General features: G+C 49.2%; 20 protein-coding genes, 1 riboswitch and 1 other annotated feature. Of the genes, 4 read left to right on the forward strand and 16 right to left on the reverse strand.

Features of this window, described 5'->3' with window-relative positions; genetic code table 11:
- Positions 1 to 75 precede the first annotated feature (75 nt).
- The 10 genes from QZN42_RS07235 to QZN42_RS07280 all read right to left on the reverse strand — a co-directional run bounded on the left by QZN42_RS07235 (position 76) and on the right by QZN42_RS07280 (position 10,338).
- The gene (locus tag QZN42_RS07235; protein WP_296955934.1) at positions 76 to 1,233 is read right to left on the reverse strand and encodes an ABC transporter substrate-binding protein; all 1,158 of its coding nucleotides are present in this window, start codon (positions 1,231 to 1,233) and stop codon (positions 76 to 78) included.
- 178 nt (positions 1,234 to 1,411) lie between these two features.
- Positions 1,412 to 1,608 (reverse strand) — a binding site (T-box leader).
- A 608-nt stretch (positions 1,609 to 2,216) separates the two neighbouring features.
- Positions 2,217 to 3,413, reverse strand: coding sequence for a RuBisCO large subunit C-terminal-like domain-containing protein (locus tag QZN42_RS07240; protein ID WP_296955938.1), 1,197 nt, complete (start codon positions 3,411 to 3,413; stop codon positions 2,217 to 2,219).
- A gap of 145 nt (positions 3,414 to 3,558) precedes the next feature.
- Positions 3,559 to 4,512 carry a glycosyltransferase family 2 protein gene (locus tag QZN42_RS07245; RefSeq protein ID WP_296955940.1) on the reverse strand — a complete coding sequence of 318 codons (954 nt, stop codon included), beginning with the start codon at positions 4,510 to 4,512 and terminating at the stop codon, positions 3,559 to 3,561.
- A 616-nt stretch (positions 4,513 to 5,128) separates the two neighbouring features.
- Complete coding sequence (locus QZN42_RS07250; RefSeq protein WP_296955942.1) at positions 5,129 to 5,728, reverse strand: hypothetical protein; 600 nt, start codon at positions 5,726 to 5,728, stop codon at positions 5,129 to 5,131.
- Positions 5,729 to 5,839: 111 nt separating this feature from the next.
- Positions 5,840 to 6,511, reverse strand: a complete 672-nt coding sequence (locus QZN42_RS07255; RefSeq protein WP_296955945.1) for a hypothetical protein — start codon at positions 6,509 to 6,511, stop codon at positions 5,840 to 5,842.
- 201 nt (positions 6,512 to 6,712) lie between these two features.
- Positions 6,713 to 7,111, reverse strand: a complete 399-nt coding sequence (locus QZN42_RS07260; RefSeq protein WP_296955948.1) for a hypothetical protein — start codon at positions 7,109 to 7,111, stop codon at positions 6,713 to 6,715.
- A gap of 78 nt (positions 7,112 to 7,189) precedes the next feature.
- Positions 7,190 to 7,537, reverse strand: coding sequence for a hypothetical protein (locus QZN42_RS07265; protein ID WP_296955951.1), 348 nt, complete (start codon positions 7,535 to 7,537; stop codon positions 7,190 to 7,192).
- Positions 7,534 to 8,127, reverse strand: coding sequence for a DUF1700 domain-containing protein (locus QZN42_RS07270; protein WP_296955953.1), 594 nt, complete (start codon positions 8,125 to 8,127; stop codon positions 7,534 to 7,536). Before QZN42_RS07270 ends, QZN42_RS07265 begins: the two co-directional genes overlap by 4 nt.
- Positions 8,120 to 8,446 carry a PadR family transcriptional regulator gene (locus QZN42_RS07275; RefSeq protein ID WP_296955959.1) on the reverse strand — a complete coding sequence of 109 codons (327 nt, stop codon included), beginning with the start codon at positions 8,444 to 8,446 and terminating at the stop codon, positions 8,120 to 8,122. Before QZN42_RS07275 ends, QZN42_RS07270 begins: the two co-directional genes overlap by 8 nt.
- Before the next feature lie 590 nt (positions 8,447 to 9,036).
- Entirely contained in the window at positions 9,037 to 10,338 is a 1,302-nt protein-coding gene (locus QZN42_RS07280; RefSeq protein ID WP_296955961.1) for an OFA family MFS transporter, read from the reverse strand.
- A 68-nt stretch (positions 10,339 to 10,406) separates the two neighbouring features.
- Positions 10,407 to 10,490, reverse strand: a riboswitch (ZMP/ZTP riboswitch).
- 635 nt (positions 10,491 to 11,125) lie between these two features.
- On the opposite strand from QZN42_RS07280, the gene QZN42_RS07285 reads away from it, so the two are divergent.
- The 4 genes from QZN42_RS07285 to QZN42_RS07300 all read left to right on the forward strand — a co-directional run bounded on the left by QZN42_RS07285 (position 11,126) and on the right by QZN42_RS07300 (position 15,469).
- On the forward strand, positions 11,126 to 13,276 hold the full coding sequence (locus QZN42_RS07285; RefSeq protein ID WP_296955963.1) for an ATP-dependent helicase: 2,151 nt from the start codon (positions 11,126 to 11,128) through the stop codon (positions 13,274 to 13,276).
- Between the two features lie 171 nt (positions 13,277 to 13,447).
- Positions 13,448 to 13,687: a hypothetical protein gene (locus QZN42_RS07290; protein WP_296955965.1), complete on the forward strand. Its 240-nt coding sequence runs from the start codon at positions 13,448 to 13,450 to the stop codon at positions 13,685 to 13,687.
- Between the two features lie 127 nt (positions 13,688 to 13,814).
- On the forward strand, positions 13,815 to 14,294 hold the full coding sequence (locus tag QZN42_RS07295) for a YbaK/EbsC family protein (protein WP_296955966.1): 480 nt from the start codon (positions 13,815 to 13,817) through the stop codon (positions 14,292 to 14,294).
- Positions 14,295 to 14,314: 20 nt separating this feature from the next.
- A complete protein-coding gene (locus QZN42_RS07300) occupies positions 14,315 to 15,469 on the forward strand; it encodes an aminotransferase (protein ID WP_296955968.1) in 1,155 nt (384 codons plus the stop codon).
- A 1,342-nt stretch (positions 15,470 to 16,811) separates the two neighbouring features.
- Here QZN42_RS07300 and QZN42_RS07305 read toward each other — a convergent pair.
- The 6 genes from QZN42_RS07305 to mltG all read right to left on the reverse strand — a co-directional run bounded on the left by QZN42_RS07305 (position 16,812) and on the right by mltG (position 23,001).
- Positions 16,812 to 18,254, reverse strand: a complete 1,443-nt coding sequence (locus QZN42_RS07305) for a nicotinate phosphoribosyltransferase (protein WP_296955969.1) — start codon at positions 18,252 to 18,254, stop codon at positions 16,812 to 16,814.
- 409 nt (positions 18,255 to 18,663) lie between these two features.
- Positions 18,664 to 19,071, reverse strand: a complete 408-nt coding sequence (locus QZN42_RS07310) for a pyridoxamine 5'-phosphate oxidase family protein (RefSeq protein WP_296955970.1) — start codon at positions 19,069 to 19,071, stop codon at positions 18,664 to 18,666.
- Positions 19,072 to 19,536: 465 nt separating this feature from the next.
- Positions 19,537 to 19,776: a DUF4911 domain-containing protein gene (locus QZN42_RS07315; RefSeq protein WP_296955972.1), complete on the reverse strand. Its 240-nt coding sequence runs from the start codon at positions 19,774 to 19,776 to the stop codon at positions 19,537 to 19,539.
- A complete protein-coding gene (locus QZN42_RS07320; protein WP_296955974.1) occupies positions 19,769 to 21,001 on the reverse strand; it encodes a U32 family peptidase in 1,233 nt (410 codons plus the stop codon). Before QZN42_RS07320 ends, QZN42_RS07315 begins: the two co-directional genes overlap by 8 nt.
- Positions 20,998 to 21,606 (reverse strand): O-methyltransferase, encoded by a 609-nt coding sequence (locus QZN42_RS07325; protein ID WP_296955976.1) that lies wholly within the window; start codon positions 21,604 to 21,606, stop codon positions 20,998 to 21,000. The genes QZN42_RS07320 and QZN42_RS07325 overlap by 4 nt, the downstream gene beginning before the upstream one ends.
- A gap of 327 nt (positions 21,607 to 21,933) precedes the next feature.
- On the reverse strand, positions 21,934 to 23,001 hold the full coding sequence (gene mltG / locus QZN42_RS07330; RefSeq protein WP_296955978.1) for an endolytic transglycosylase MltG: 1,068 nt from the start codon (positions 22,999 to 23,001) through the stop codon (positions 21,934 to 21,936).
- Positions 23,002 to 23,227: the final 226 nt, after the last annotated feature.

The raw sequence follows: 23,227 nt of genomic DNA on the forward strand, positions 1-23,227 counted from the left end.
CTTCACGAATCACGGACCACGAGCCACGAATCACGATGAGCAATATTGACTTCAATCAATTCCCTGAAAAGTGACTCAGACCTTCACCGCCGTATACTTTCCTCCCTGTACTTTGAGAAGCACCAGATCCACTTCCGGATCACCGGTATTCTTGAAGGTCATGGGACCAACGGCACTTTCGAAATTCTTGATATTCGCCAGGGCATCACGGACTTTCTTCGAATCGGTGACTGTCCCTGCATTTTCCATTGCTTTGGCTGCCAGTTTTGCGGAAACATAAGCACAGGCAGCGAAGTTGTCCGGATCATGGTTGTATTTTGCCTTGAAGTTCTTGATGAATTCTTTGGTGGCTTTGGAATCTCTGTCCGGGGACCACATGGAGGAAACGTATACATTATCGGACGCAGGGCCTGCGATCTTCACAAGTTCCGGGGAAACGAATCCGTTATCGCCGAGGACCGGCTGGTTCATGCCCATATCTCTCATCTTCTTCAGGATGAGTCCGCCTTCCTGGTAGTAACCGGCCACCACCACTACATCCGGATTCAGGTTATGAATCTTGGTGAGCTGGGCGGAGAAGTCCGTATCCTTATCTGCAAAGGTTTCCGTACCTACGATTTCCACACCTTCATCTTCGAGGGCTTTCTTGAAAGTCTTATAGGCAGAAACCTGATGTTCATTGTTATGAGAGTAGAGGACTGCTACTTTCTTATAACCAAGAAGCTTGTGGGTCTTCTTTACGGTCTGAGGAATATTCTGGGATTCGGGCACGCAGTTTCTGAACATGTAGTCACCGATTTCGATGAGTCCTTCTGCCGTGGTCGCAGAGCCCAGAAGCGGAATCTTTGCCTGCTGGAAGAGGGGTCCGATGGCTTTATATTCGCCGGAAATCAGGGGCCCTACCACCAGGACCTTTTTGGCAGCGATCATTTTCTGCGCAGCTGCTACAGCCTGCTGCACATTGCCTTTGGTATCCACCATTTCCACGTCCATCTTGACCTTGCCTTCTTTATTGATTTCTTCCACCGCCAGATCCAGGCCTTCTTTTTCTGCAATACCATAGGAAGCGACCCCGCCGGTGACACCATTGATGAAGCCTACTTTGGCCACTTTGTCTCCACCTGCGGGAGCAGCAGATTTATTTCCACCGCCGCAGCCTGCAAGACCTGCACATGCAGCTGTCATCATAAAGCCGACTCCGGCCAGTTTCAGTAATTTTTTCCAGTTTTTCATAGTAGATTCTCCTTTTGATGAAATAGCACATGTGCAATCTTCACTCAGCCGGGGTATAAAAAAGCCTCTGCCTGCAATTGCAGACAGAGGCGCAGTGCGCGGTACCACTCCGGTTTATCACTCCCGCCGCCAGAATCTATGCGGGTACCTGTAATATAAAAGCCCCTGTCCACTATGGGACAGGGGCGAATTCGCGGTACCACCCTGCATTATACTCTGAAGGCATGGTCCTGTAACGGTGACGTCCGTCCTGATTTACTTAGGTTCAATCAGGAAGCTCGCGAGTGATAGTCCGCAGATTTTCCGCACCGGCTTTCACCATCCGCCGGCTCTCTGGAGCATCCCATCTGTTTCCTTCTCGTTCACAGCATGTACTTGGTTGATGTGACTGTCATGATACAGGATGAATATTGTTTTGTCAATAGCTTTTGTAATGTATTTGCAGTTTTAGCATAATGACCTGTAATAATAACTATAACTCATTTTACACGAACTGCTTTTGTATCGGGAGTGTCGGGACTATCGGGAATAGGCGGGAATATCGGGAAGGTGGCGCCCTTGGGGCGCGAGTATGATATTCTGCCTTCGGCCCTTATACGCAATGAATAAAATTTTCCTCCTCTCTACCGTGTTCCAATCTATTTTATAAGAGCCAGGCATCTGATTTTAAATCAGTACCTGACCCATCCTGTTGCTTTTCCCTATGCTTCCAAGTCTCCTGTTTTCTATTTCAAAGTAGTCATTAACATATAGTTTTATTTGTAAAAATTGGCGGGCATTCAATTTTTTATGCCCGCCACCTCCCCGACAACCCCGATACACCCGAGTATCCCGATAACCCCGATTCAAAAGCCGTCGAAAAATGATATTTCCCAATAAAAAGCGCCCCATCAGGGGCGCCCACCTGCGCGGATCATGGTCCACGGTTCACGGACCACGATTCCCGTAATATGAATCGAATCTCTAAAAGCCAATCACTCTACTCACCCATTCATCCCGCAGGCTTCATGAAGCTTGTCCAGGAAGAATTTCACATTGTCCGTGAGGTTCGGACCTTCGGTCTGGAGAGCTCCGCCTACGAGGTAGATGCAGTCCGGGCCATAGACCTGGTACATCTGTTTAAAGAGCTGCCAGCGCATGCCGCCGGAGGGGATCGGGAAGCTCGGACGGAGGTAAGCCATCTTTTCCATGGTACCTTCGCAGATTTTCTGGCAGGTATCGGTAGAGAAAGAGAAACGGCCGCCAAAGCTGGTGAAAATGACTGCATCGGCTCCGGCGAGACGGGAAAGCTGTCCATAGTAGCAGAAAGGTGAAATGCCGGAATTTTCATCAAGGACCAGAGAGCCGGAGAAGCAGGGATGAAGGAAAATCGGCAGATTGAAATCAGGATCTCTTGCCAGGTCGCGGATCAGGGTAAATCCTGTAATGGCAGGGGCTGCCATAATGCCGTCTGCACCGATTTCCTTTGCTTTATAGGCACGGTCCAGGAACTGGAGTCCGTCAGCAGTGCAGTTTGCAATGTACATGGATTTCTTTCCGGTCTTTTCTTTTGCATCGGCCAGGGCCATGACACACTGGAGCACTCTTTCTTCAAAGCGGGCATAACTCTGATTCATGAGGCTGTGATCATCTTTGATAATCGGGCAGCCGCCCAGGGCAAGTTCATAGACCATTCTGCCCAGTTCCTTTGGAGTCCTTCCTAAAGGTTTAATAGCGGACATGAGGATGGGGCCTCTCGGCACACCGCAGAGATCACGGAGTCCCACGCGGCCGAACCGGGGTCCCGGGTAATCATCGTACATGCTTTCCGGCAGTTCAAAGCTCATGAGCTTCACTCCCGGCTGAAGGCTTGTATTTCCAAAAAGCATATTGAGAAGTTCTGCCATTTCATCGCCCACAGCCTCAGGATCATAGGAAATAGTGGCAAAATAGGCGCCCGGTTCCGGCGCTTTTTTGATTTCTTCTACCTGGCCCACAATGGATTCGCCAATGGGAGTGCCCTTCACCAGTTCATAGGGGCATTCCACCGTCTGTTCCACGGCAATATCGAAAGCCAGCTTCTTTGCCTCCTCATAATCGGAAGCCACGATGCGGTAAGTAGCGGTAAAACGGGAAGATACCTTCAAATCTTCACTGAGTTCTGCAAAAAGTTCACTCTGAAAAAATGGAATATCACTCATATTTCTATCCTTTCTCTATATTTTCCGGGTATGATTGCCGACACAATTATCCTTGAAATAAAATTCCCTGTCAATAGAGGGGAATTTCATTTCAAGGACAGTTCTGTTCCGGCTTCGGAAATATCATTGGAAATATTTTCCGTCCTCATTCCTCATGGGTCTCCCTGTAAGGATTTCCTTCATGGCCTGCGGTATCATCAGAGAGCCAGTAAAGAGGGCGGTTCCTCGTTTCTTCAAAAATATGGCCCATGTATTCTCCCAGTACGCCAAGGCACATCAGGTTCAGCCCTCCAAAGATGGAAATAAGGATGGTCATGGTCGCCCAACCCGGTACCGCCTCTCCCATGAGGACGCACCAGAGCACATGAAGGATCACGAGAAATCCCGCAAACCCGGCCAGGAGACCGATGTAGAAAGCCATACGGAGCGGCACGGTGGAATTGGTAATGATTCCGTCCATGGCAAAATGAAGCATTTTCTTCATGGAGAATTTGGAAACTCCCGCATGACGGGCAGGAGCCGTAAATTCGATACTGGTCTGTTTGAAGCCCAGGCCTCCCACGATTCCCCTGATGAAACGGCTGTGTTCCCGAAACTTCAGGAATGTATCCAGTGCTTTTCTGTCCATCAGACGGAAATCGGAACCCCCCGGCACCACGCGGGTGGTGGAGATGGAATTGATCACCGCATAGTAGCCGGAAGAGGTCAGTTTCTTCACAAACCCCGCATCTTCCGTAGCCGTGCGGACGGTCTGGACAATATCGTATCCTTCCTCCCATTTTTCAATGAGCTTTGGAATGAGCGCCGGCGGATGCTGCATATCCCCGTCCATCGTAATAACCGCATCTCCCCGGGCAAAGTCCATACCGCAGGTAATAGCGATCTGATGGCCGAAATTCCGGGCAAAGGTCAGTGCCCGTACATGGGGGTCATGGGATGCGAGCTGATGAATGAGAAGGTCCGTCCTGTCACGGGACCCATCATTGACGTAAATCAGTTCATAATCCATTCCCAGTTTTTCCATGACTTTCGTTACTTCGTCATGAAAGAAGACCACATTATCTTCTTCATTGTATACGGGTGTCACGATTGAAATCATACATAATCCTCCCCAGACTTCTGTGCCAAAGTATATTATATCACATATAACGGCCAGGGGCCGCAGTGAATAGTGACCGGTAATGTAATTGGCTTCCGGCCTCAGGCGCCGGAAGGCAAAGCCAGTACGGACAGAACGATAGCCATCTGTTTTTTCATGATATTTCTCCTTTTATAAAATAACAGCCTCCCCTGCTGGAACAGGTGAAAACAAAATAAGAGCCCCTGTCACTTCTGCCGCCTGTCTGATATGCCGGAATCATTCCGGTATGGGGCAGCTGTATGGCATTACTTAGTTACTATAGATAATTTAAACATACATATGTTATATCTCAAAAATTTATTTTAAGTAAGAAAAATTTCAGGAATTTCACCAAAAGAAAAAGACCGCCAGAGCGGTCTTTTCTGAGAGAGGATATTAAAAGATAAAAGAAATAAGAAAAGTGAAATAAGGGGAAGGTTTTCACTTTTCTGAAAATCTGATTGCAGCAATAGAAGTGATATCACCCCCTTTCAGGTTCTGCCTTTGACTGCAGAAATGATTTACTGTATTGACTATACATCGAAAACATACAGGAAATTTGAAGGGATTTTAAACTTTCCATAAATCCGGAAAATCAGAAGTTGCCATCTTCCGGAGCCGGATGATGTTCACTCCGGGGACCGGCAAAATGTCTGTCTCTGTAACGGCTGTCATGACGTCTTTCGCCATCTCTGTGAATGCGGCGCTCACCATATCTTTCTCCACCCTTATGTTCACGCCTCATATGACGGCCTTCGCCATCCGGGCCTCTCCGGTCATCTCTCCTGTGCCAGTTATCTCTTTTTTCTTTATGTTCTTCCCGATCCTCCTCTTTTTCAAAGTGATGTTCCTTCTGTTCTCCTTTTTCGAAATGATGGTCTTTATCCCCTCTGCGGAAATGATGCCTGCCTTCCGGTCTTTCGCCGGATTTCCTGTCTTTCCCTTCGAAATGAGGATGATCTGCCTTGTCTTCTGCCGGTTTTTCTTCTGCCGCTTTATGGACTACATTATGGTTTCCCTGACTGTCTGCTTCTTTCAGTGCGATTTTATAATCCCTGCCTACATTGGATACCGGTCCTGCCGGATCTTTTGGAGCCAGTTCGGCTGCGGATACGTGGTTTCCCAGAACCATGGCACCGGCACTTACGGCCAGTACGGAAAGGGCGATGATAATATGTTTTTTCAGATTTCTCATGATGTTTCACCTTAACTTGCAAATTGCTTCTTCCGGCAGGCATACCTGAATTTCTTAATAAATCTATACGATAAAGGCTCATCCGGTGTAAAAAGGACTGCCGTTACTTGTTCAACGTCTGTGCGGAGACCCCATATGTCCTCCGCCCCGTCTCACGGGGCCCTGCGGGCCGCGGCCCCTGGCACGATCTCTGCTGCGCGCTGCTCTTCTGAAATCTCTGGGGCCGATCGTGCTTCCCGGTCTGAGCCTGGGGCCATCCGGCCCTCCGGGTCCTCTCCCATAGGGAGGCCTCATCCCGGGCCGTGGCCCTCTTCCCGGTCCCATGCCCGGACCGGGTCTTCCATATCTCATGCCCGGGCCCGGTCTTCCGCTTCCATAGCCCCGCCTTTCACCATTCCGGATTGCTTTGAGTTTCGCCAGATTCGGCGGGGGACCGGGTCTCCTGAATCCATAGGGGTAATCGCGTCCGTACACATCACGTACTGTCAGATGGCCGGTATCACGGTCTTTTTCATTTTCCTGAGCAGCCTGATTTCCCTTCAGAGAGTCCTGATCTTTGGAAACATTTCCATGGGGACCGGCTTTTTCTACCGCCCCATGGACTACATCCTTATTTCCCTGTTCCCTGGCTTCCTTCAGCGCAATCCGGTAGTCTCTTCCCGGTTGAGCAGCTCCGGGCAATTCCGGTTCTGCGGCGGATACCCCGTTTCCCGATACCAGGATTCCTGCACTTACAGTCAGTACGGAGAGGGCGATGAAGATATGTTTTTTCAGGTTTCTCATGATCATAGACTCCTTTTGAAGCGAATTTCCTTAATTTTCGTCTATTTTTGTGTATGTTAAAAGCAGCAGGTCCATTTTGGTCAGCTCGATTGAATATTTTCAATTTAACTGCAGGCTGCAGAGGATACCAGGACTATCCCGGCAGCTGTCCGCCAGGGATCTGCTGCTTGTTACAGGTCATATATTCCTTGAACAGGTCAATCAGATCCGGTGCCAGGTAGTACCGTCTTTATCTTCCCTGATCCTTTCATTTTTGGATTTGCCCTTCTTTGCATCTCTTTCCCTGAATTCCGGGTGCTGTTCATAGTACTTTTCTTCCCAGGGTTTCAGCTTGCGCTGCGGGCCCTGCTGCTCCACCTTCTGATCGTCCTTTTTCTGCTTTCTTGCTTCCTTCTGCTTCTTGAGAGCTTCTTTCCGGGCTTTCTTTTCTCTCTTCTGCGCTTCTTTCTGCGCCTTCTTTTCAGCTTTGGTCAGTTTCTGCTGGCTCTGCTGGACTTGTGGGCCTTTGTCAGCAGCAGAAACAGGTTCAGCATAGAATACACCGCCGGTGATGGTGAGGGCAGTCAGTGCTGCAATAACAAGGGTGTTTAATTTCTTCATATCTATTCCTCGCTTTCTGCGGTCATCCGCAACGTTCTATGCCTATTATATCAAATTGACCGCCGGTATAGTTATTGATTATTTATTTTCTTCTGCTGGAGGATTTTCCTGAGCTTTCTGATTCATGCCGGGCCTCGGGTGATGGTCCCTGTTTTCAGGACCCATTCTGTTTTCGGGGCCTCTTTTGTCATCGTGATGATCTCTGTCCTCCCGGGGACCCATCTGCTGCGGACCTCTTCGGTCATCTTTCCTGTCGCTGCCTCTCCTGTTTCCTCTGTCCCTGTCTTTACGGAAATTTTCCATAATCCTCGGACCATTTTCTACCATCCAGTGATGGTAGGCAGCCACATCATTGGTGAGGAAGGAAAAGATTCCTACCACCAGGCAGATGATGGAAAGGGAAATACTGATAATGATTTTTTTCATGAATCAGCACCATCCTTCCTGTCCCTGCCGGTGAGCCTGCTTTCGATGGCCAGGGCTCCTTCCCTTGCGATGAAGTAAATGGAAAGGGCAGAGAAAAGGCCAAATCCGCCGGCACTCATGAGTGTCAGGGTGCTGAATCTTGGAAGCGGCGGCATGCCAAGGAAAGGAGTAAAGTTTGCGGAAAGGAGGGCAATGACGAGAGCCGTAGCTGCTACGATAATCACTCCTGTAATAATCCCTGCCGCAGTCAGGAGTCTGGCAGTCAGTCTGGCAGTAGCTTCTGCTGCTTCCGGGAGATGGGGACTCACCCCGCCCCAGGCTTTTTCCGCCGTTTCCTGGGCTGTCTTTGCCACGTTCTCAGCCGTATCTTTCAGGGTTCCTGATTTCTCATCCACCACCCCTTCAGACTGGTAGGATTCATAAATATCTTTCGGGCTCCCCAGTTCTCTGGCGATTTCCTCTTCGGAAAGCCCCTGTTTCTTGCCTTCTTCGAAATGAGCTTCATAGTCGGAAAGGATTTCTTCCACTTCCGATTTCCTTGCATTCCGGAAATAATACCGGAGCAGGTCTAAGAATTCTGTCTTATTCATGGAGATCGCCTCCTTCGGCTAAAATTTTCTTAACGGCCTTATTGAATTCCGTCCATTCTTTCAATGATTCTGTAAATTCTTCTCTTCCATTATCTGTAATGCGGTAGTACTTCCGCGGGGGACCATTGTGGGATTCTGCCAGGTAAGTGGCTACCAGGCCGTCTTTCTTGAACCGGTTCAGGAGCGGATAGATCGTTCCTTCGGACATCTCGATGTACTTGGAAATATCGGTCACCAGTTCGTAGCCGTAGTAGTCTTTCCTTCTGAGCATTGACAGAACCACGATCTCCATGACACCTTTCTTCAGCTGGATATTCATGGCACGTCCTTTCTTCTGTAAACATATATGTGAAAGAAATCTGTGGAAATTGACCACCGGTTGATTTCTGTTGGTAATAATATATCACAAAGTACTTTGCATTGCAAGGTACTAAATTAAATTTTGTAGAAACTTTTTTCCCGTCTTTTTTCAATGGCTTTTGTTTCGGGATTTTCGGGACTGTCGGGAATCAATCCGGGGATATCGGGAAGGTGGCGCCCTTCGGGCGCAAGTATTTTATGATGCCTCCGGCCCACATCCGGGATAGACAAAATTTTTATCCCATATCATTTTGCTGTTCCCGGTACTTCCAAGTCTCTTATCCTCTATCCCAAAGCAGCTATGGACGCAAAGTTCTATTAATAAAAACTGGCGGGCTTTCAAATTTTTATGCCCGCCACTCCCCCCGACAACCCCGATTATTCCCGGGATTCCCGACAATCCCGATTCAAAAGCTGTCGAAGAATACTATTTCTCCATATAAAAATGGGCGCCTTTTACTATTTCAAGGCGCCCACATTTACGGGCCACGGAGCACGGACCACGATTCAGGATTAATGACTATTTCAAAATACATTCCTGTGCGGAAATTATCCTTCCACCGCTTTCACGATATTTCCATTTACGGAAGAATCTTTCTTCTCAAGAGCTGCATACTTCCTCTTGTCCACTTCATTTCTCCAGCGGAGGAAGGTGGAAATAACGAAAGCAAAGGCAAGCATGCCTGCAAAAAGGTGAAGGGTTGCGGAATAACCACCGGTATTTTCCTTCATGAATGCAAGGATCAGCGGCCCTGCCACTCCGGCGATACCCCAGGCGGTGAGGATGGATCCATGAATGGATGCCAGCTGTATGACGCCGAAAATATCGGAGAGGAAAGCAGGCATGCAGGAGAAACCGCCGCCATAGCAGGAAATGATGAGGAGAACCAGTGCCTGGAAGATAAGTCCTTCCGTAGTGATAGAAAGCTGGTAGAAAGCCCACACTTCAATGGCAAAGAAGACCATGTAAGTCACGCCGCGTCCGATCCAGTCGGAAATGGTAGACCAGACGATGCGGCCTGCACCGTTCACAATACCGATGATGCCCACAAGGGATGCTGCTTCCACAGGAGTCATGCCGATGACTTCCTGAGCCATGGGGGATGCCACGGCCAGAAGTCCGATGCCGCAGGTAATATTGGTGAAGAAAATCCACCAGAGAGCATACCATTTCCAGGTATGCATCGCTTCTTTTCTTGTCATCTGGGGACCGACAACGGTACGTTTATGACCCTTCTCTGCTTCCCGGCGGAGCACTTCTTCCAGCATCACGGGAATTTCGCCCTTTTTCGGCGGACGGAGATAAGAAGCGGAAAGGACAATAATGACTGCATATACGCAACCCACGACGAGGAAATTGGTAACGAGGCCGTACGTATCGGTAAGGAACCGCATGAGGGGCCCTGCCACAAGGGCTGCGAAACCAAATCCCATGATAGCCAGGCCTGTCGCAAAGCCCCGGTGTTCAGGGAACCATTTCACAAGGGTAGAAACAGGGGTGATGTAGCCGGTCCCAAGACCGATGCCCCCTATGCATCCATAGAAAATATAAAGAAGCGGAGCCGAATGGATGTGGATGGCCAGTGCCGTCCCCAGAAGGCCGGTACCAAAGAACGCTGCTGAAATGAGGCCGGAGCGGGACGGTCCCATTCTTTCCACAATGCCTCCCAGAAAACCGGCAGACATGCCCAGAAAGAGAATGGCAATAGAAAAAGCCCAGGTCGTTTCGGAAAGGGTAAGTCCCATAGTCTCCATCACCGGCTTCGTCAGTACGCTCCATGCATAGACACTGCCGATACAGATGTGAATTCCGACTGCCGCCAGGGCAATAAGCCATCGATTTTTCTTCATTTCGAATCCCTCCACAAAGCAAAGCTGAATGAAGGGAAACCGAGAGACGCAAAGACCGCCTGTTCAGGTTTCCCTGCCCAGACGGTCGGCCGAATCAGAAATCCCCGGTCCATGTGGTCAATTCCACAAATCCGTCAGTCCCGAGGGTTCTTTCAATTGTGAATCCAATATACCATGGGTCCCCGGCAATTGTCAAGAAGAAAGTTTATATAAAATTCATCAATATATTGTGGTGTTGAATAATTTTTATATACAAGATGAGCGAAGATAATGGTTAATGGTGAATAGGTAATGGCAGAAATAACCTGCTTTTCATCCGTACGGGGACTGCACATCGGGGTCAATGGTTTTTCATTCGAATGATTTGCCGTCCACTCTTCCAAAAACCGTACATCAGGGTTAATAGTTAACAGATGGAACAACTTTACCCATTCATACCGGAAACCGCACATTAAGGTTAATAGTTAATGGTTAGTGGCATCAGCCGAAGAGCCGCTGTCTCTCCCGCTGCCCCTTGAGGGAAAGCTCCCACAAAGCAGGTTAAGGAGTGTACTATGGATACGAGGAAAATATTGGACCTTCATGCGAAATCAAAAATAACGAATGCCATGCCGGGGACCGAAGGACCCATCCAAAAACTGCGGCCAAAGGCCGCCACTTTCCCGATTACCCCGAGACCCCCGATTCAAAAGTTTTCCCGCCTGCAGTTTCCTTAAAAATTTTCGACTTCCCCACATTCATATAGTATAATAAGAATAAAAGTTCTGTACTCAAATTGGAGGAAGTTATGGACATCTGGGAAAAGCTGAATGAGAGGCAAAAGGAAGCGGTCACAACTACCGAAGGGTATGTGCGGGTCATCGCAGGGGCCGGTTCCGGGAAGACCCGGGCTCTTTCCTACCGGTTTGCCTACCTGGTGGAAGAGCTGGGCATCCTTCCCGGCCACATCCTCTGCGTGACTTTTACGAATAAATCGGCCCGTGAAATGGCCCGGCGCATTCATCAGCTCACCGGCGATAACGATACAGGCTATATCAATACGTTCCACGGCTTCTGTGTATCCGTGCTTCAGGAAGACAGTCATGCCGTATCGTACCCGAAAAATTTCCTGGTCATCGACAATTCAGACATCGACGATATGCTCCAGATGATTTATGAAGAAATGGGACTCACCCTCCGGGACATGCCCTTCAACAAAGCCAGGGACATGATTGAGATGAAGAAGTGCATGTGGCAGCCGGATTATTACAAAGATATGATCGCCATGCCCCTTTCCCTGCTTTATGAAAAATATCACAAAGCACTGACGGTGGAAGATATTATTTTCTACGGATACCTGTACCAGGAGAAGAAATGCTTTGCCCTGGACTACAACGATCTCATCAAATTCACGCTCTATATTTTTGAAGAAAATGAAGAAATACGGCTGAAGTGGCAGAAACGGCTGGAATACATCATGATCGATGAATTTCAGGATATCGACCCTCTCCAGTACAAACTGATGAAAGCTCTCTGCGGCTACCACAACAATCTTTTCGTCGTGGGAGACCCGGACCAGACCATTTACACCTGGCGGGGCGCCAATATCAGGTACCTTCTCGACTTTGACAAAGAATTTCCAAAAGTAAAGACCATCTTCATGAATGACAATTACCGCTCTTCCCCGGAAATTCTGGCGGCCGCCAATTCCCTCATCGACAAAAATGAAAACCGGATCAAAAAGGACCTTATTTCCCATAAGGAAAAAGGCCCGGCCGTCACCTGTTTCCCTTCCGCCAACGCAGGAGAAGAAGCGAAAAAAATTGCAGAAGAAATTAAAAAACTTCATGAAGCAGGGACCGGTTATGGAGAAATCGCCCTCCTTTACCGTGCCCATTATGTGACGAGGAATCTGGAAGAAGCGCTGCTCAAGGCAGAAATACCCTATACCATCTATAGCGGTACCCAGTTCTTTGACCGTATGGAAATCAAGGATGCCCTCTGCTACCTCAGGATGATTGCCTATAAAGACGATATGGCCTTCCGCCGCATTGTAAACCAGCCGAAGCGGAATATCGGCATCCGGCGCATGGAATTTCTCCAGAAAAAAGCAGAAGAAGAAAATCTCACCCTCTATGAAACGATGAGGAAATATATAGAAGATCCCATCTTCAAACGCACAAAAGCAGGAGATTTCATCGAGCTCATCGAATATTTCACAAAAGACAGCGCAGGAAAGCCGGTATCCGAGGTGCTCTCTGCCATTCTCGACGAAAGCGGATATGAGCGGATGCTTCGCACCGAAGGAAGCCAGGAGCGGCTGGACAATCTGGCGGAACTGAAACAGTCCATTTTCGAATACGAAGCTTCCGCCGGAGAAGAGACTTCTATTTCCGATTATCTGGAACATGCCGCCCTTTTCTCCAATATGGACCGTGCCCCGGGGGAAGACCGGGTCAAGCTTATGACCATTCACACGGCCAAAGGTCTGGAATTTCCGGTAGTTTTCCTTTGTGCCATGAATGAAGGCATTTTCCCCTCCCGGAGGACCAGGACGAAGCGGGCTATGGAAGAAGAAAGGCGCCTCGCTTTCGTGGCCCTCACCCGTGCGCAGAAAGCCCTCTATCTGACAGAAGCAGAAGGGACCAACCTGGACGGTACCCCCCGCTTCCCATCCCGGTTCATCATGGACATCGACAGGAAACTGCTTCACTTTGAACCGGCCATCAATGAAGCCCTCTTCGAAGCAGGAAAAGCCTACGTGGACAGGACCGCCCAGTACCTGAAAGATGATAAAGCGCCGGAGCATTTTGAAAAAGGCACCAGGGTGCGTCACGGAGTCTTCGGACCCGGCACCATTGAAAAAGTGGACGAAGAAAATAACTCCTACTCCATCAGATTCGACAATATGGAAACAGCCAGGGACATCTCCTTCCGGGCAAGACTCACGAAATTGTGATTATTCCCCCCCACCGACGCTCATGTTCCTGCCCAAATATGACAATCGTGATTCGTGAAGGTGGGCCTGCATCAGAAATGAGGCAGGTCCTTTTTATAATGGATTTTCCCAAAAACTTAAGTTCATAAGAAAACTCTCCGTTTCAAAAGCTTTTATTTCGGGGATATCGGAATGAGTTACGGGAATAACGGGAATCCCGGAGTGGTGCGGCACATCCGTAAAAAGGCGGCAGAGTTTTGTAAATTAATGATCATCTTCATAAAACAGCATATCGAAGTCAAACGTTACAATATAAAAACGGCGGGCTTTATAAATTTTATGCCCGCCATCACCCCGATAGTCCCGACAGCCCCGGGATTCCCGACATTCCCGATTCAAAAGCTTCCGGTCAAAAAGTTTCCCATTCTATAAATAGTGGATTTATTAACTTTTCTCCACTTACCACTTATCACTTCTCACTTACCACTTTATTTCCCATTCTTGCAACCCCTATTAAATCATGATATATTAGAAATATTATTGACTACAGGAGGAAACCATGTCTTTTGAAAAAGTAAAGTCTTATTTCGATACTTTTGGTATGGGCGATCGGTGCATCGACCTGAAAGATTCTTCAGCTACCGTGGCTCTGGCAGCCCAGGCACTGGGCACGGAAGAAGCGCGCATTGCAAAGACCATGTCTTTCCTCATCGATGACAAGCCCCTCATTATCGTAGTAGCCGGCGATGCAAGGATTGACAACCACAAATACAAGGAAACCTTCCACAAGAAGGCAAAGATGATCCCGGGCTCAGACTGCGAAAAATACATCGGCCACCGTCCGGGCGGTGTCTGCCCCTTCTGCCTGCCTGAAGGCACGCCCGTGTACCTGGATGTATCCCTTAAGCGCTTTGATATCGTATACCCGGCAGCAGGCACAGACCACAGTGCTGTAAAGCTGCACGTGGATGAACTGGCGAAATATGCGAAATCCCTGGGCTGGGTAGACGTATGCAAGAACTGGCAGCCCGAAGAATAGTATTTCCACGGAGATAATCAATGATCGTTGAACAATTTGGCGTAGAAGACTGGATGGACCGGTTCGAAGAAAACGCGACCTACAATATTACCGATACCTGTGCCAAACCCCTCACACTGCAGGAACTTTTCGACCTGGCCGGAGCTGACAGGAATTCCTTCATGGAAGATTTCTTCCGGAAAGAACAGAGCTACGGCACCATATTTGGAAGTGCGGCAGTAAAAGAAGAAATTGCAAAGCTCTATGACCATATTTCCCCGGAAGAGATTCTGACCGAACATGGCGCCACCGGCGGGAACCAGCATATTTTCTTCTCCCTCATCCGCCCCGGTGACCGGGTGGTGGCCTTCACACCGAGCTATCAGCAGTTCTACTCCGCCCCCAGATCCCTGGGTGCGCAGGTTACCGTACTGCATCTGAAAAAAGAAAACGGATATATGCCGGATATCGATGAACTTCGCAGCGTTTGCGCCCATGGAGTCCGTATGATTGCGCTGAACAATCCCAACAATCCCACCGGTTCCCTCATTCCGGAAGACCTGATGAAGGAAATCGTGGAAATCGCCAGAGAGAGCGGCGCCTATATCCTCTGCGACGAAGTGTACGCAGGAGTTTCCCAGAGCGATGAAGATATCTGCCCCTCGATTGCTGACCTTTACGAAAAAGGAATCGCTACCGGTTCCATGTCCAAAGCCTTTTCCCTGGCCGGTCTCCGTCTAGGCTGGCTTGCCACAAGGGATAAACAGGCCATCGCCCAGTTCAAACGGGTGAGAGACTACGATCTCGTATCCTGCGGACTCTTTGATGAATCCATAGCGGCCCTTGCCCTGCAGCATAAAGAAAAAATCCTGAAAAGAAATCAGGAAATCGTCCGCCACAACCTGCCCATTCTGGAAGGCTGGGTAAAAAATGAAAAACACGTATCCTTCGTAAAACCGAAAGCAGGCACCATGGCCCTCGTCTACTACGATATGGACATCCCCTCCCGCCTCTTCTGCCAGAGGATGTACTATGAAACAGGAGCCTTCAACGTCCCCGGAGACTGCTTCGACGAACCCCGCTCCATGCGGGTCGGCTACGCCCACGATCCGGAAATTCTGAAAAAAGGACTGGCTGCCGTCAGCGAATTCTTTACGATACTGGAAAAAGAAGGAGTAGGAGTCGTTAGTCATTAGTCGTTAGTGGTTAGTTATCAATTCTCATTTATTAAAATTCAAATAATAAAAAGACCAGCTTTGAAATAACAAGGCTGGTCCTTTTGTTTTGGAAATATGAATTCCGAATGGTAAGTACGGAGTAATAAGCAGCGGATATGGCTGGCTGCGCATCCAATCTTAAGTAGTGTGCCACACACGGAGTTCCGTACAATGATTATAAATGAGCCTTTCAAATCCGCCTCTGCAAAGCCCCCCTAAAAAAGCGGCGGCCATCAGGCCGCCACCTTCCCGCGCCCCGCATCCCGAACCCCGAAATTTCGAAAAAGTCAAGGGAGGGGCGTGTCGAGGTGGGGCTAACTCCCGAAAACCGTATGTGACTTAGGTCATAGTATCTGACAGATGACCTATGTGACTTAGGTCATAGTATCTGACAGATGACCCACACCCTCACACCTTCATTTTCGTCTTGTACCTGCAGTACGACCCACCCGCCTTCGCTGCGCTCAGGCACCCTCCCAAGCCTGGGAGGGCTTTTACGTTTCGACTTGAGTGATCTATACCATATGATTCCAAGTAACATTTGACATGAATTGATCTCGGAACGGGCTTTTCAGCCCCGCCTGTGCAAAGCCCCCTAAAAAAGCGGCGGCCATCAGGCCGCCACCTTCCCGCACCCCGCATCCCGCACCCCGAAATTTCGAAAAAGTCAAGGGAGGGGCGTGTCGAGGTGGGGCTAACTCCCGAAAACCGTATGTGACTTAGGTCATAGTATCTGACAGATGACCCAATACCATATGATTCCGGGAAGCGCCTGGCACTCATTTATCTCTGAACGGGCTTTTCAGCCCCGCCTGTGCAAAGTCCCAATAAGTAAGCGGCGGCCATCAGGCCGCCACCTTCCCGCACCCCGCACCCCGCACCCCGAAATCTCAAAAATATCAAGACCGGGGCATGTCGAGGTGAGGCTAACTCCCGAATACCGTATGTGACTCTACCCGCAGTAACTGCCAAAAGACTCATACCTTCAAGATTCATTTTCGTCTTGTACCTGCAGTACGACCCACCCGCCTTCACTGCGTTCAGGCACCCTCCCAAGCCTGGGAGGGCTTTTACGTTTCGACTTGAGTGATCTATACCATATGATCTCTGGAAGCGCCTGGCACTCATTTATCTCTGAACGGGCTTTTCACCCCGCCTGTGCAAAGTCCCAATAAATAAGCGGCGGCCATCAGGCCGCCACCTTCCCGCACCCCGCATCCCGCACCCCGAAATCTCGAAAATGCCAAGACCGGGGCTCGCCGTGGTGAGGCTAACTCCCGAAAACCGTATGTAATGCAGGTCGTAGTAAATACCAGATGACTCAGATCTTCTTCAGATCTTCATCAATAATCCTTGCCTTCAGGTCCTGCAGTTTCGGCGAGAGGTTGATTTCCATGGCATGAGGCATGTACAGTCTCGTATATTCCGGCCAGAGGAAATCCATCTGCTTATTGGCATAATCCATGGTTTCCTGAAGTGTCGGAAGCTGGACTGCCTCGCCTTTCAGGATGACCGGTTTCAGCATTTCTTCTACTGTGTAAGTTCCCTCTTCCAGTGTCTTTTTGCGCCATTTGGCCGTTTCGGTGACCAGGGTGAAATTGCCGGAGGGCACCGGTTCATCTTTGAGGCAGACGAGATCGGTAATCATCTTGCCGGTTCTCTTCTTGTAGAAACGATAGACCGTCTTGATTCCCGGGTTTGTCATCTTGCTCACATCGTTGGAAATCTTCATGACCGGTTCGAAGGTTCCATCTTTATCACGGGCGCTCATCTTGAATACACCGCCCAGGGCAGATGTACCGTCGGCAGTAATGATCTTCGTGCCTACGCCCCAGCTGGTGACCGTGCAGCCCTGTTCCTTCAGAGTCTGGATGAGGTATTCATCGAGATCGTTGGATCCGGAAATAATGGCATCCGGGAAACCGGCTTCTGCAAACATGTGGGATGCTTCCTGAGAGAGATAGTTCAAATCGCCACTGTCGATTCGGATTCCATATTTCTTCGGAAGTTTTCCTTCTGCTTTCAATTCTTTAAAAACTTCGATGGCATGAGGAACTCCCAGTTCCAGTACATTGTACGTATCAGCCAGAAGGATGAGATTATCATGGTACTGGCGCACATATTCCCGGAAGGCATCCAGTTCATTGTCAAAGCTCATGACCCAGGAATGAGCCATGGTCCCCAGCACCGGTATATGGAAAAGTTTGCCTGCTTCCACATTGGAAGTGCCGTTAAAACCGCCAATCATGGCAGCTCTTGCGCCCCAGAGGCCGGCAGAATGGCCCTGGGCCCGGCGGAGGCCGAATTCCATCAGTGCATCATGGGGAGCCACAGTCCGCACGCGGCGGCACTTGGTAGCAATGAGACTTTCATGGTTCATAATCATGGAAAGACCTGTTTCCAGAATCATGGCTTCCATAGTTGTTCCTTCGAAGCGGAGCAGCAGTTCTCCCGGGAAAGCCACCGTTCCTTCCGGCATGGCATAAATATTTCCGGTAAAGTGGAAATGGGAGAGGTAATCCAGAAATTCCGGATAGAAAATATTCAGACTTCTGAGGTAATCGATATCTTCTTTGCTGTAGGTGAAATTCTTTACAAAATCCACCAGATGGGCAAGGCCCGCTACGACGGTATATCCGCCGCCAAATGGATTCTGACGGTAAAAACGGTCAAATACCACCTTTCTCTCATGCATGCCCTTTTTGAAAAGAGCATTGGTCATGGTGAGCTGGTATAAATCGGTAATCAAACCATTCGTTGACATATTGTCCTCCTTAATGATAATGATTTTTCATTGTCCGTTGCTTACTGTCAAGACAATAATGTGTGACTTACATTATAACACTTCTTCATGGAAATGGTTAGAGGCAATTGGGAAATATAGAGACAGCGATTTCGAAAAGGACAGCTTTAGATCCCGAAAACTTTTGGTACGGGGGTGTCGGGATTAGTTTCGGGGATGTCGGGGATATCGGGGGTGGTGCGGCGCAGCAGAAAAAAGCGCCGCAGAGTTGTATAACTTTTACACACGCTGCCCCGCACCATGTTCGTATCAATCCCATATATACTCGTGCCGCGGGAGCGGCACACCTTCCCGACAGCCCCGAAAGGCCCGATAATCCCGATACTCCCGATTCAAAAGTTTATTTCTCTTAAAGTTGCCTTCCGGGTCCTCAGCAGGTTGTCCGCTTAACGCTCCCTTCAATCCTGTCTTTCAGCTGCACGCTTCCGCCTTCCAGGGAGAAAACTGCCATTTCTTCCTCGGTTATACCATAAAGGTCGCGGATATCGTCCCGGCAGGCCTTCCACATGGTGCGGACCATTTCTGCATTATCGGATTCGGAAAGCTTCCCGCGGATGGAAATCCAGGATTTGTCCGGATGGAGGGCGCTGATTTCGACTCTCGGATTGACTTTCAGTTCCCGATAGAGCTCTGAAGTCTTCCTCATGAAAAACCAGAGCTTCCCATCGGCCACACAGGCTCCACTCATGGGGCGCACCCTTGGCGTCAGTCCGGAAATCGTAGCCATATAAAAAACTTTACATTCCCTTAAATATTCCAGTATCTTTTTTACGTCCAAAACAATCACTCCCTTGATTTTTATTTCCCGATTGTTCCTTATCCTATTGTACAATGGATGACAAAGTTTGGGAAGAATGGGAACTTACTTCTATAAAGAAAAGGGGACTTTAAAACGAATACCTTTTGAATCGGGGCAATCGGGATAATCGGGGTGGTCGGGGCTGTCGGGGTGGTGGCGGACATAAAATTTATAAAGTCCGCCTTTTTTATATGGCAGCTTTTGTCTTCAACGCCTGTTTTTAAAAAAGTAGAATTTATAAAACTCTGCCGCTTTTTACTGTTGCGCTGCACCGCCCCGAGATTCCCGTTATTCCCGTAACTAATCCCGATATCCCCGAAACAAAAGCCTTTAAGACGTATAGTTTCCTTATGAACTTTTGGCTTTCGAAAGGATGCACAATAAAAAGACCTGCGTTATTTCCAATGCAGGTCTTTTCTCTAGTTCCTAACAGCTAACCACTAATTATTTCACTCCGGCCAATGCCGCTTCCCTGTCCGGAAGGATTTTCACCTTTACATCCGGAAGATGGGTCAGGATATCGATGACCAGGTCCCTCGTATCGGCGGTGGAATTGATCTGGCAGGTGGCCCGTTTCGAATCCAGGGTAGTCAGGATGCCCAGATATTCGTAGCCTTCGATAATCCTGTTGATGTAATTCACTTCCGTTGGCGGAATTTCGATGTAAACTCTTGTATCATCCATGTCTCGCGCGCCTCCTCAGGATGGTGTAAGGCGGGAGCAGCACATTTCCGGAAAGCGTCAGTTCTTCCAGCGGGTGCGGCGCCTTTTCCACTTCCATCCCTTCTCCGTTCACCAGTTTTTCTATTTTAATGAGTCCCACTACTCCCTGCGGCGTGAGGTACTCCAGGATTTCTCCCACTTTGAAATGGTTCCTCTGCTGCACAAGGTTCGTCTTGTTTCCTCTGTCTTCCTTCAGGATGAGTCCTACGAAATCATAGGGCTGCTCGGGCTGGGACTTCACATATTCCTGAGCGCTGTGGTCAGGATTCTGGAAAGCAAAAGCCGTAGTATAAGGTCGGTGGGAAACTTTTTCCAGCTCTTCCCGCCATTCGCTGCGGACTTTGTACGCGCCGCCTTCTGCATAGTAAGCATCGATGGCTTTTCTGTAAGCAGCCACAACGGCCGCCACATAGTACACGCTCTTCATGCGCCCTTCGATTTTCAGGGAGGAAATACCACTTTCGATAAGCTCAGGGATATGGTCGATCATGCAGAGGTCTTTGCTGTTGAAAACATAGGTCCCGTGATCGTCCTCCTCCACTGACCAGTACTGGCCCGGACGGGTTTCTTCCACCACCGCATATTTAAAGCGGCAGGCCTGGATGCATTCGCCCCGGTTGGACTGGCGCTTTCCATTGGTAAAGAAATTGGAAAGGAGGCAGCGGCCGGACCAGGAAATACACATGGCTCCGTGACCGAAGACTTCCAGCTCGATATCCACTTTCTTCCGTATTTCCGCCATTTCCTTCACGGAAACTTCACGGGCAAGGACTACGCGGGATGCGCCCAGTTCTTTCCACATCCTGACGGTCCGCCAGTTGGCAGCGCTTGCCTGGGTGGACACGTGAATGGGAAGACCCGGAGCCACTTCTCTTGCCAGGGAGAATACGCCCAGGTCGGAAATAAGGGCTGCGTCTGCATGGATTTCTTCAAGAAATTTCAGGTAATCGTCCAGACCTTCCAGATCTTCATTCCGGGGAATGATATTCACCGTTACATAGACTTTCCTGCCCAGCTTATGAGCATAGTCCACGGCTTCCTTCATTTCTTCACGCGTGAAATTTCCGCCGTAAGCGCGGAGGCCGAAGACTTTTCCTGCCAGATACACGGCGTCTGCCCCGTAAAGAAGAGCCATTTTCATTTTTTCCATTGTCCCCGCCGGAGCGAGAAGTTCGATTTTATTCATGTCATTCCTTTCGGGACGCTCACGGAAAGTCCGTCCCCTTCTTCATAAATATGCGTATCGTATTTTTCTTCTACATAGGAAATATAATCCCGGAGCCGCATGACCAGTGTGCGGTACCTGTGCGGCACAGGACCATTGCTTTTCACGAGTCCCCGGAAAAGCACATTATCCGCAGCAATCACTGCATTCTTTGAAAGTTTCGGCTCGATTTCCTTCAACTCCCGGAGATACTGCCCCTTGGGCCCGTCCAGGTAGAGGAAATCATAGGGACCTTTGAGCGTTTTCAATAGTTCCGCCGCATCCCCCAGATGGCAGCGCACCCTTTCCGATACGCCTGCCCGCCTCATGACCGTTTCCGCCATTGTATGACGGGTCTCATCGATTTCCAGCGTATCGATTTCCGCCTTTGGAAATTTTTCAGCCATCATAAGGGCTGAATACCCGATGGCCGTCCCTATTTCCAGGATCCGCTGCGGGCCATCCGGTCCCGCAAGGGCTGCCGCCTTCAGAAGCAGCTCCCTCTCCGGTCCCCGGATGATGGGCACATTATTTTCTTCCGCATACATTTCAAGCTCGGACAGGATTTGAGGTATAGTATTGTCCATCAACACTCCATTGTAATCAATAATCTCACTGAATGGTAATCCCATTTCGGAAAGGTGGCCGCGAAGCGGCCGGACAGGTTGTTTTAAGTATACCCCGATAAATTAAAGCAAAGCCTCATCTAAAACTGCGCCCGAAGGGCGCCACCTTCACGAATCACGAACAACGAACCACGAAAACCGCTATTGCCTCAATCCACCAGAGTCGAATCGGTCCGCTAAGTCCCATACATACTTGCGTCGCCTTTTTCTGTTGCGGCGCACCTCCCCGCAATCCGCCTTCCGCAATCCGATTTTCAGCATTTACGGCAGGCAGTTTCCTTTTCTAAATTACTGCTGCCCGTAAATACTCTCCGTCTCCGCCTGATGTTCTTCATAGGATTTCGTGAATACATGATGACCATCAGCCTGGGCCACATAGTAAAGGTATTCCCCGGGCTCTGCCGCAAGGACCGCCTCTATGGCATCGAGTCCCGGCGCGCCGATGGGTCCCGGCGGGAGACCGTTGTGAATATAGGTATTATAGGGAGAATCAATCTTCGTATCTGCGATGGTCAGTTCTTCCTTCTGGCTTCCCAGGGCATACTGGATGGTTGCATCGATCTGGAGAGGCATACCTATTTCCAGACGTTTCAGCATGACCGATGCAATCGGCACCTGGTCTTCTTTGAAACGGGCTTCCCTTTCCACCATGGAAGCCAGGGTCATGAGATCATGCAGCGTCAGTTTCTTTGCTTCCGCCTGTTTCCTGATTTCCGGAGTTAATACGGTATCTGTCCTTTTGTACATCAGATCGCAAATCTGCTTTGCATCGAATTCCCTGGGAATATCATAGGTATCCGCATAGAGGAAACCTTCCGCCTTGATGGGCACTGCCACTGGGCCGTACTGAAATTTCAAAGGTCCATAGGATGCAGCGGTCTCTTCGAAATTGTCAGCGCCCGCTATGCCCGATTTCTTCAATATTTCCGCAATCTGGCGGACCGTGTATCCTTCCGGGACCGTCACCATGACCGATTCAGTCCTTCCCGTATGCATTTCTTTAAGAGCCTGCATCACCGTCTGGCCCTGCTTCAGGTGGTACGTCCCGCTCTGCAGGTCTTTTTCATTTCCCAGAATCCTGGCGTAAATACGGAAAATCGTGGAACTCCGGATGACTCCTTTGCGCTCCAGTTCATCGGCGATATCCCGTCCCGTGGCATTTTTCGGCACCTGCAGGGTCACTTCCCCGTGCAGATCCACCCGGTCCATAGCATAAAAATAGATTCCTAAAATACAAAGGAAACAAAGCAGAATCACTCCGCCCACCCGGCAGATCCGCTTTGCGCCCCAATGATGGTCCTCAGTGAAAATATCCTTCGGACCCTGGTCACTGTCTTTCTTTTCGTTGTCGTCCATGCGGCACCTCTAAAGGAACGTATTTCCATCCGGTGACACATGCTGGAAATACAGGAATAGTATTCTATTATTATATCATATATAGGAAATACGAAAAAATTGCGATTCATTCTTTGGAAATAATGGCTAATAGCTCAAACTTCGCAGTTAACAATCTTGTGTTTTCCTAGATAATATCGGTCTTTTTCTAAAAAAGAATAGCAAGGGCCTTCCGTTTTAGGTAAAA

Origin of the sequence: uncultured Dialister sp. (genome assembly GCA_900314595.1) — a bacterium.
In the GTDB taxonomy this organism is placed as follows: domain Bacteria; phylum Bacillota; class Negativicutes; order Veillonellales; family Dialisteraceae; genus Dialister.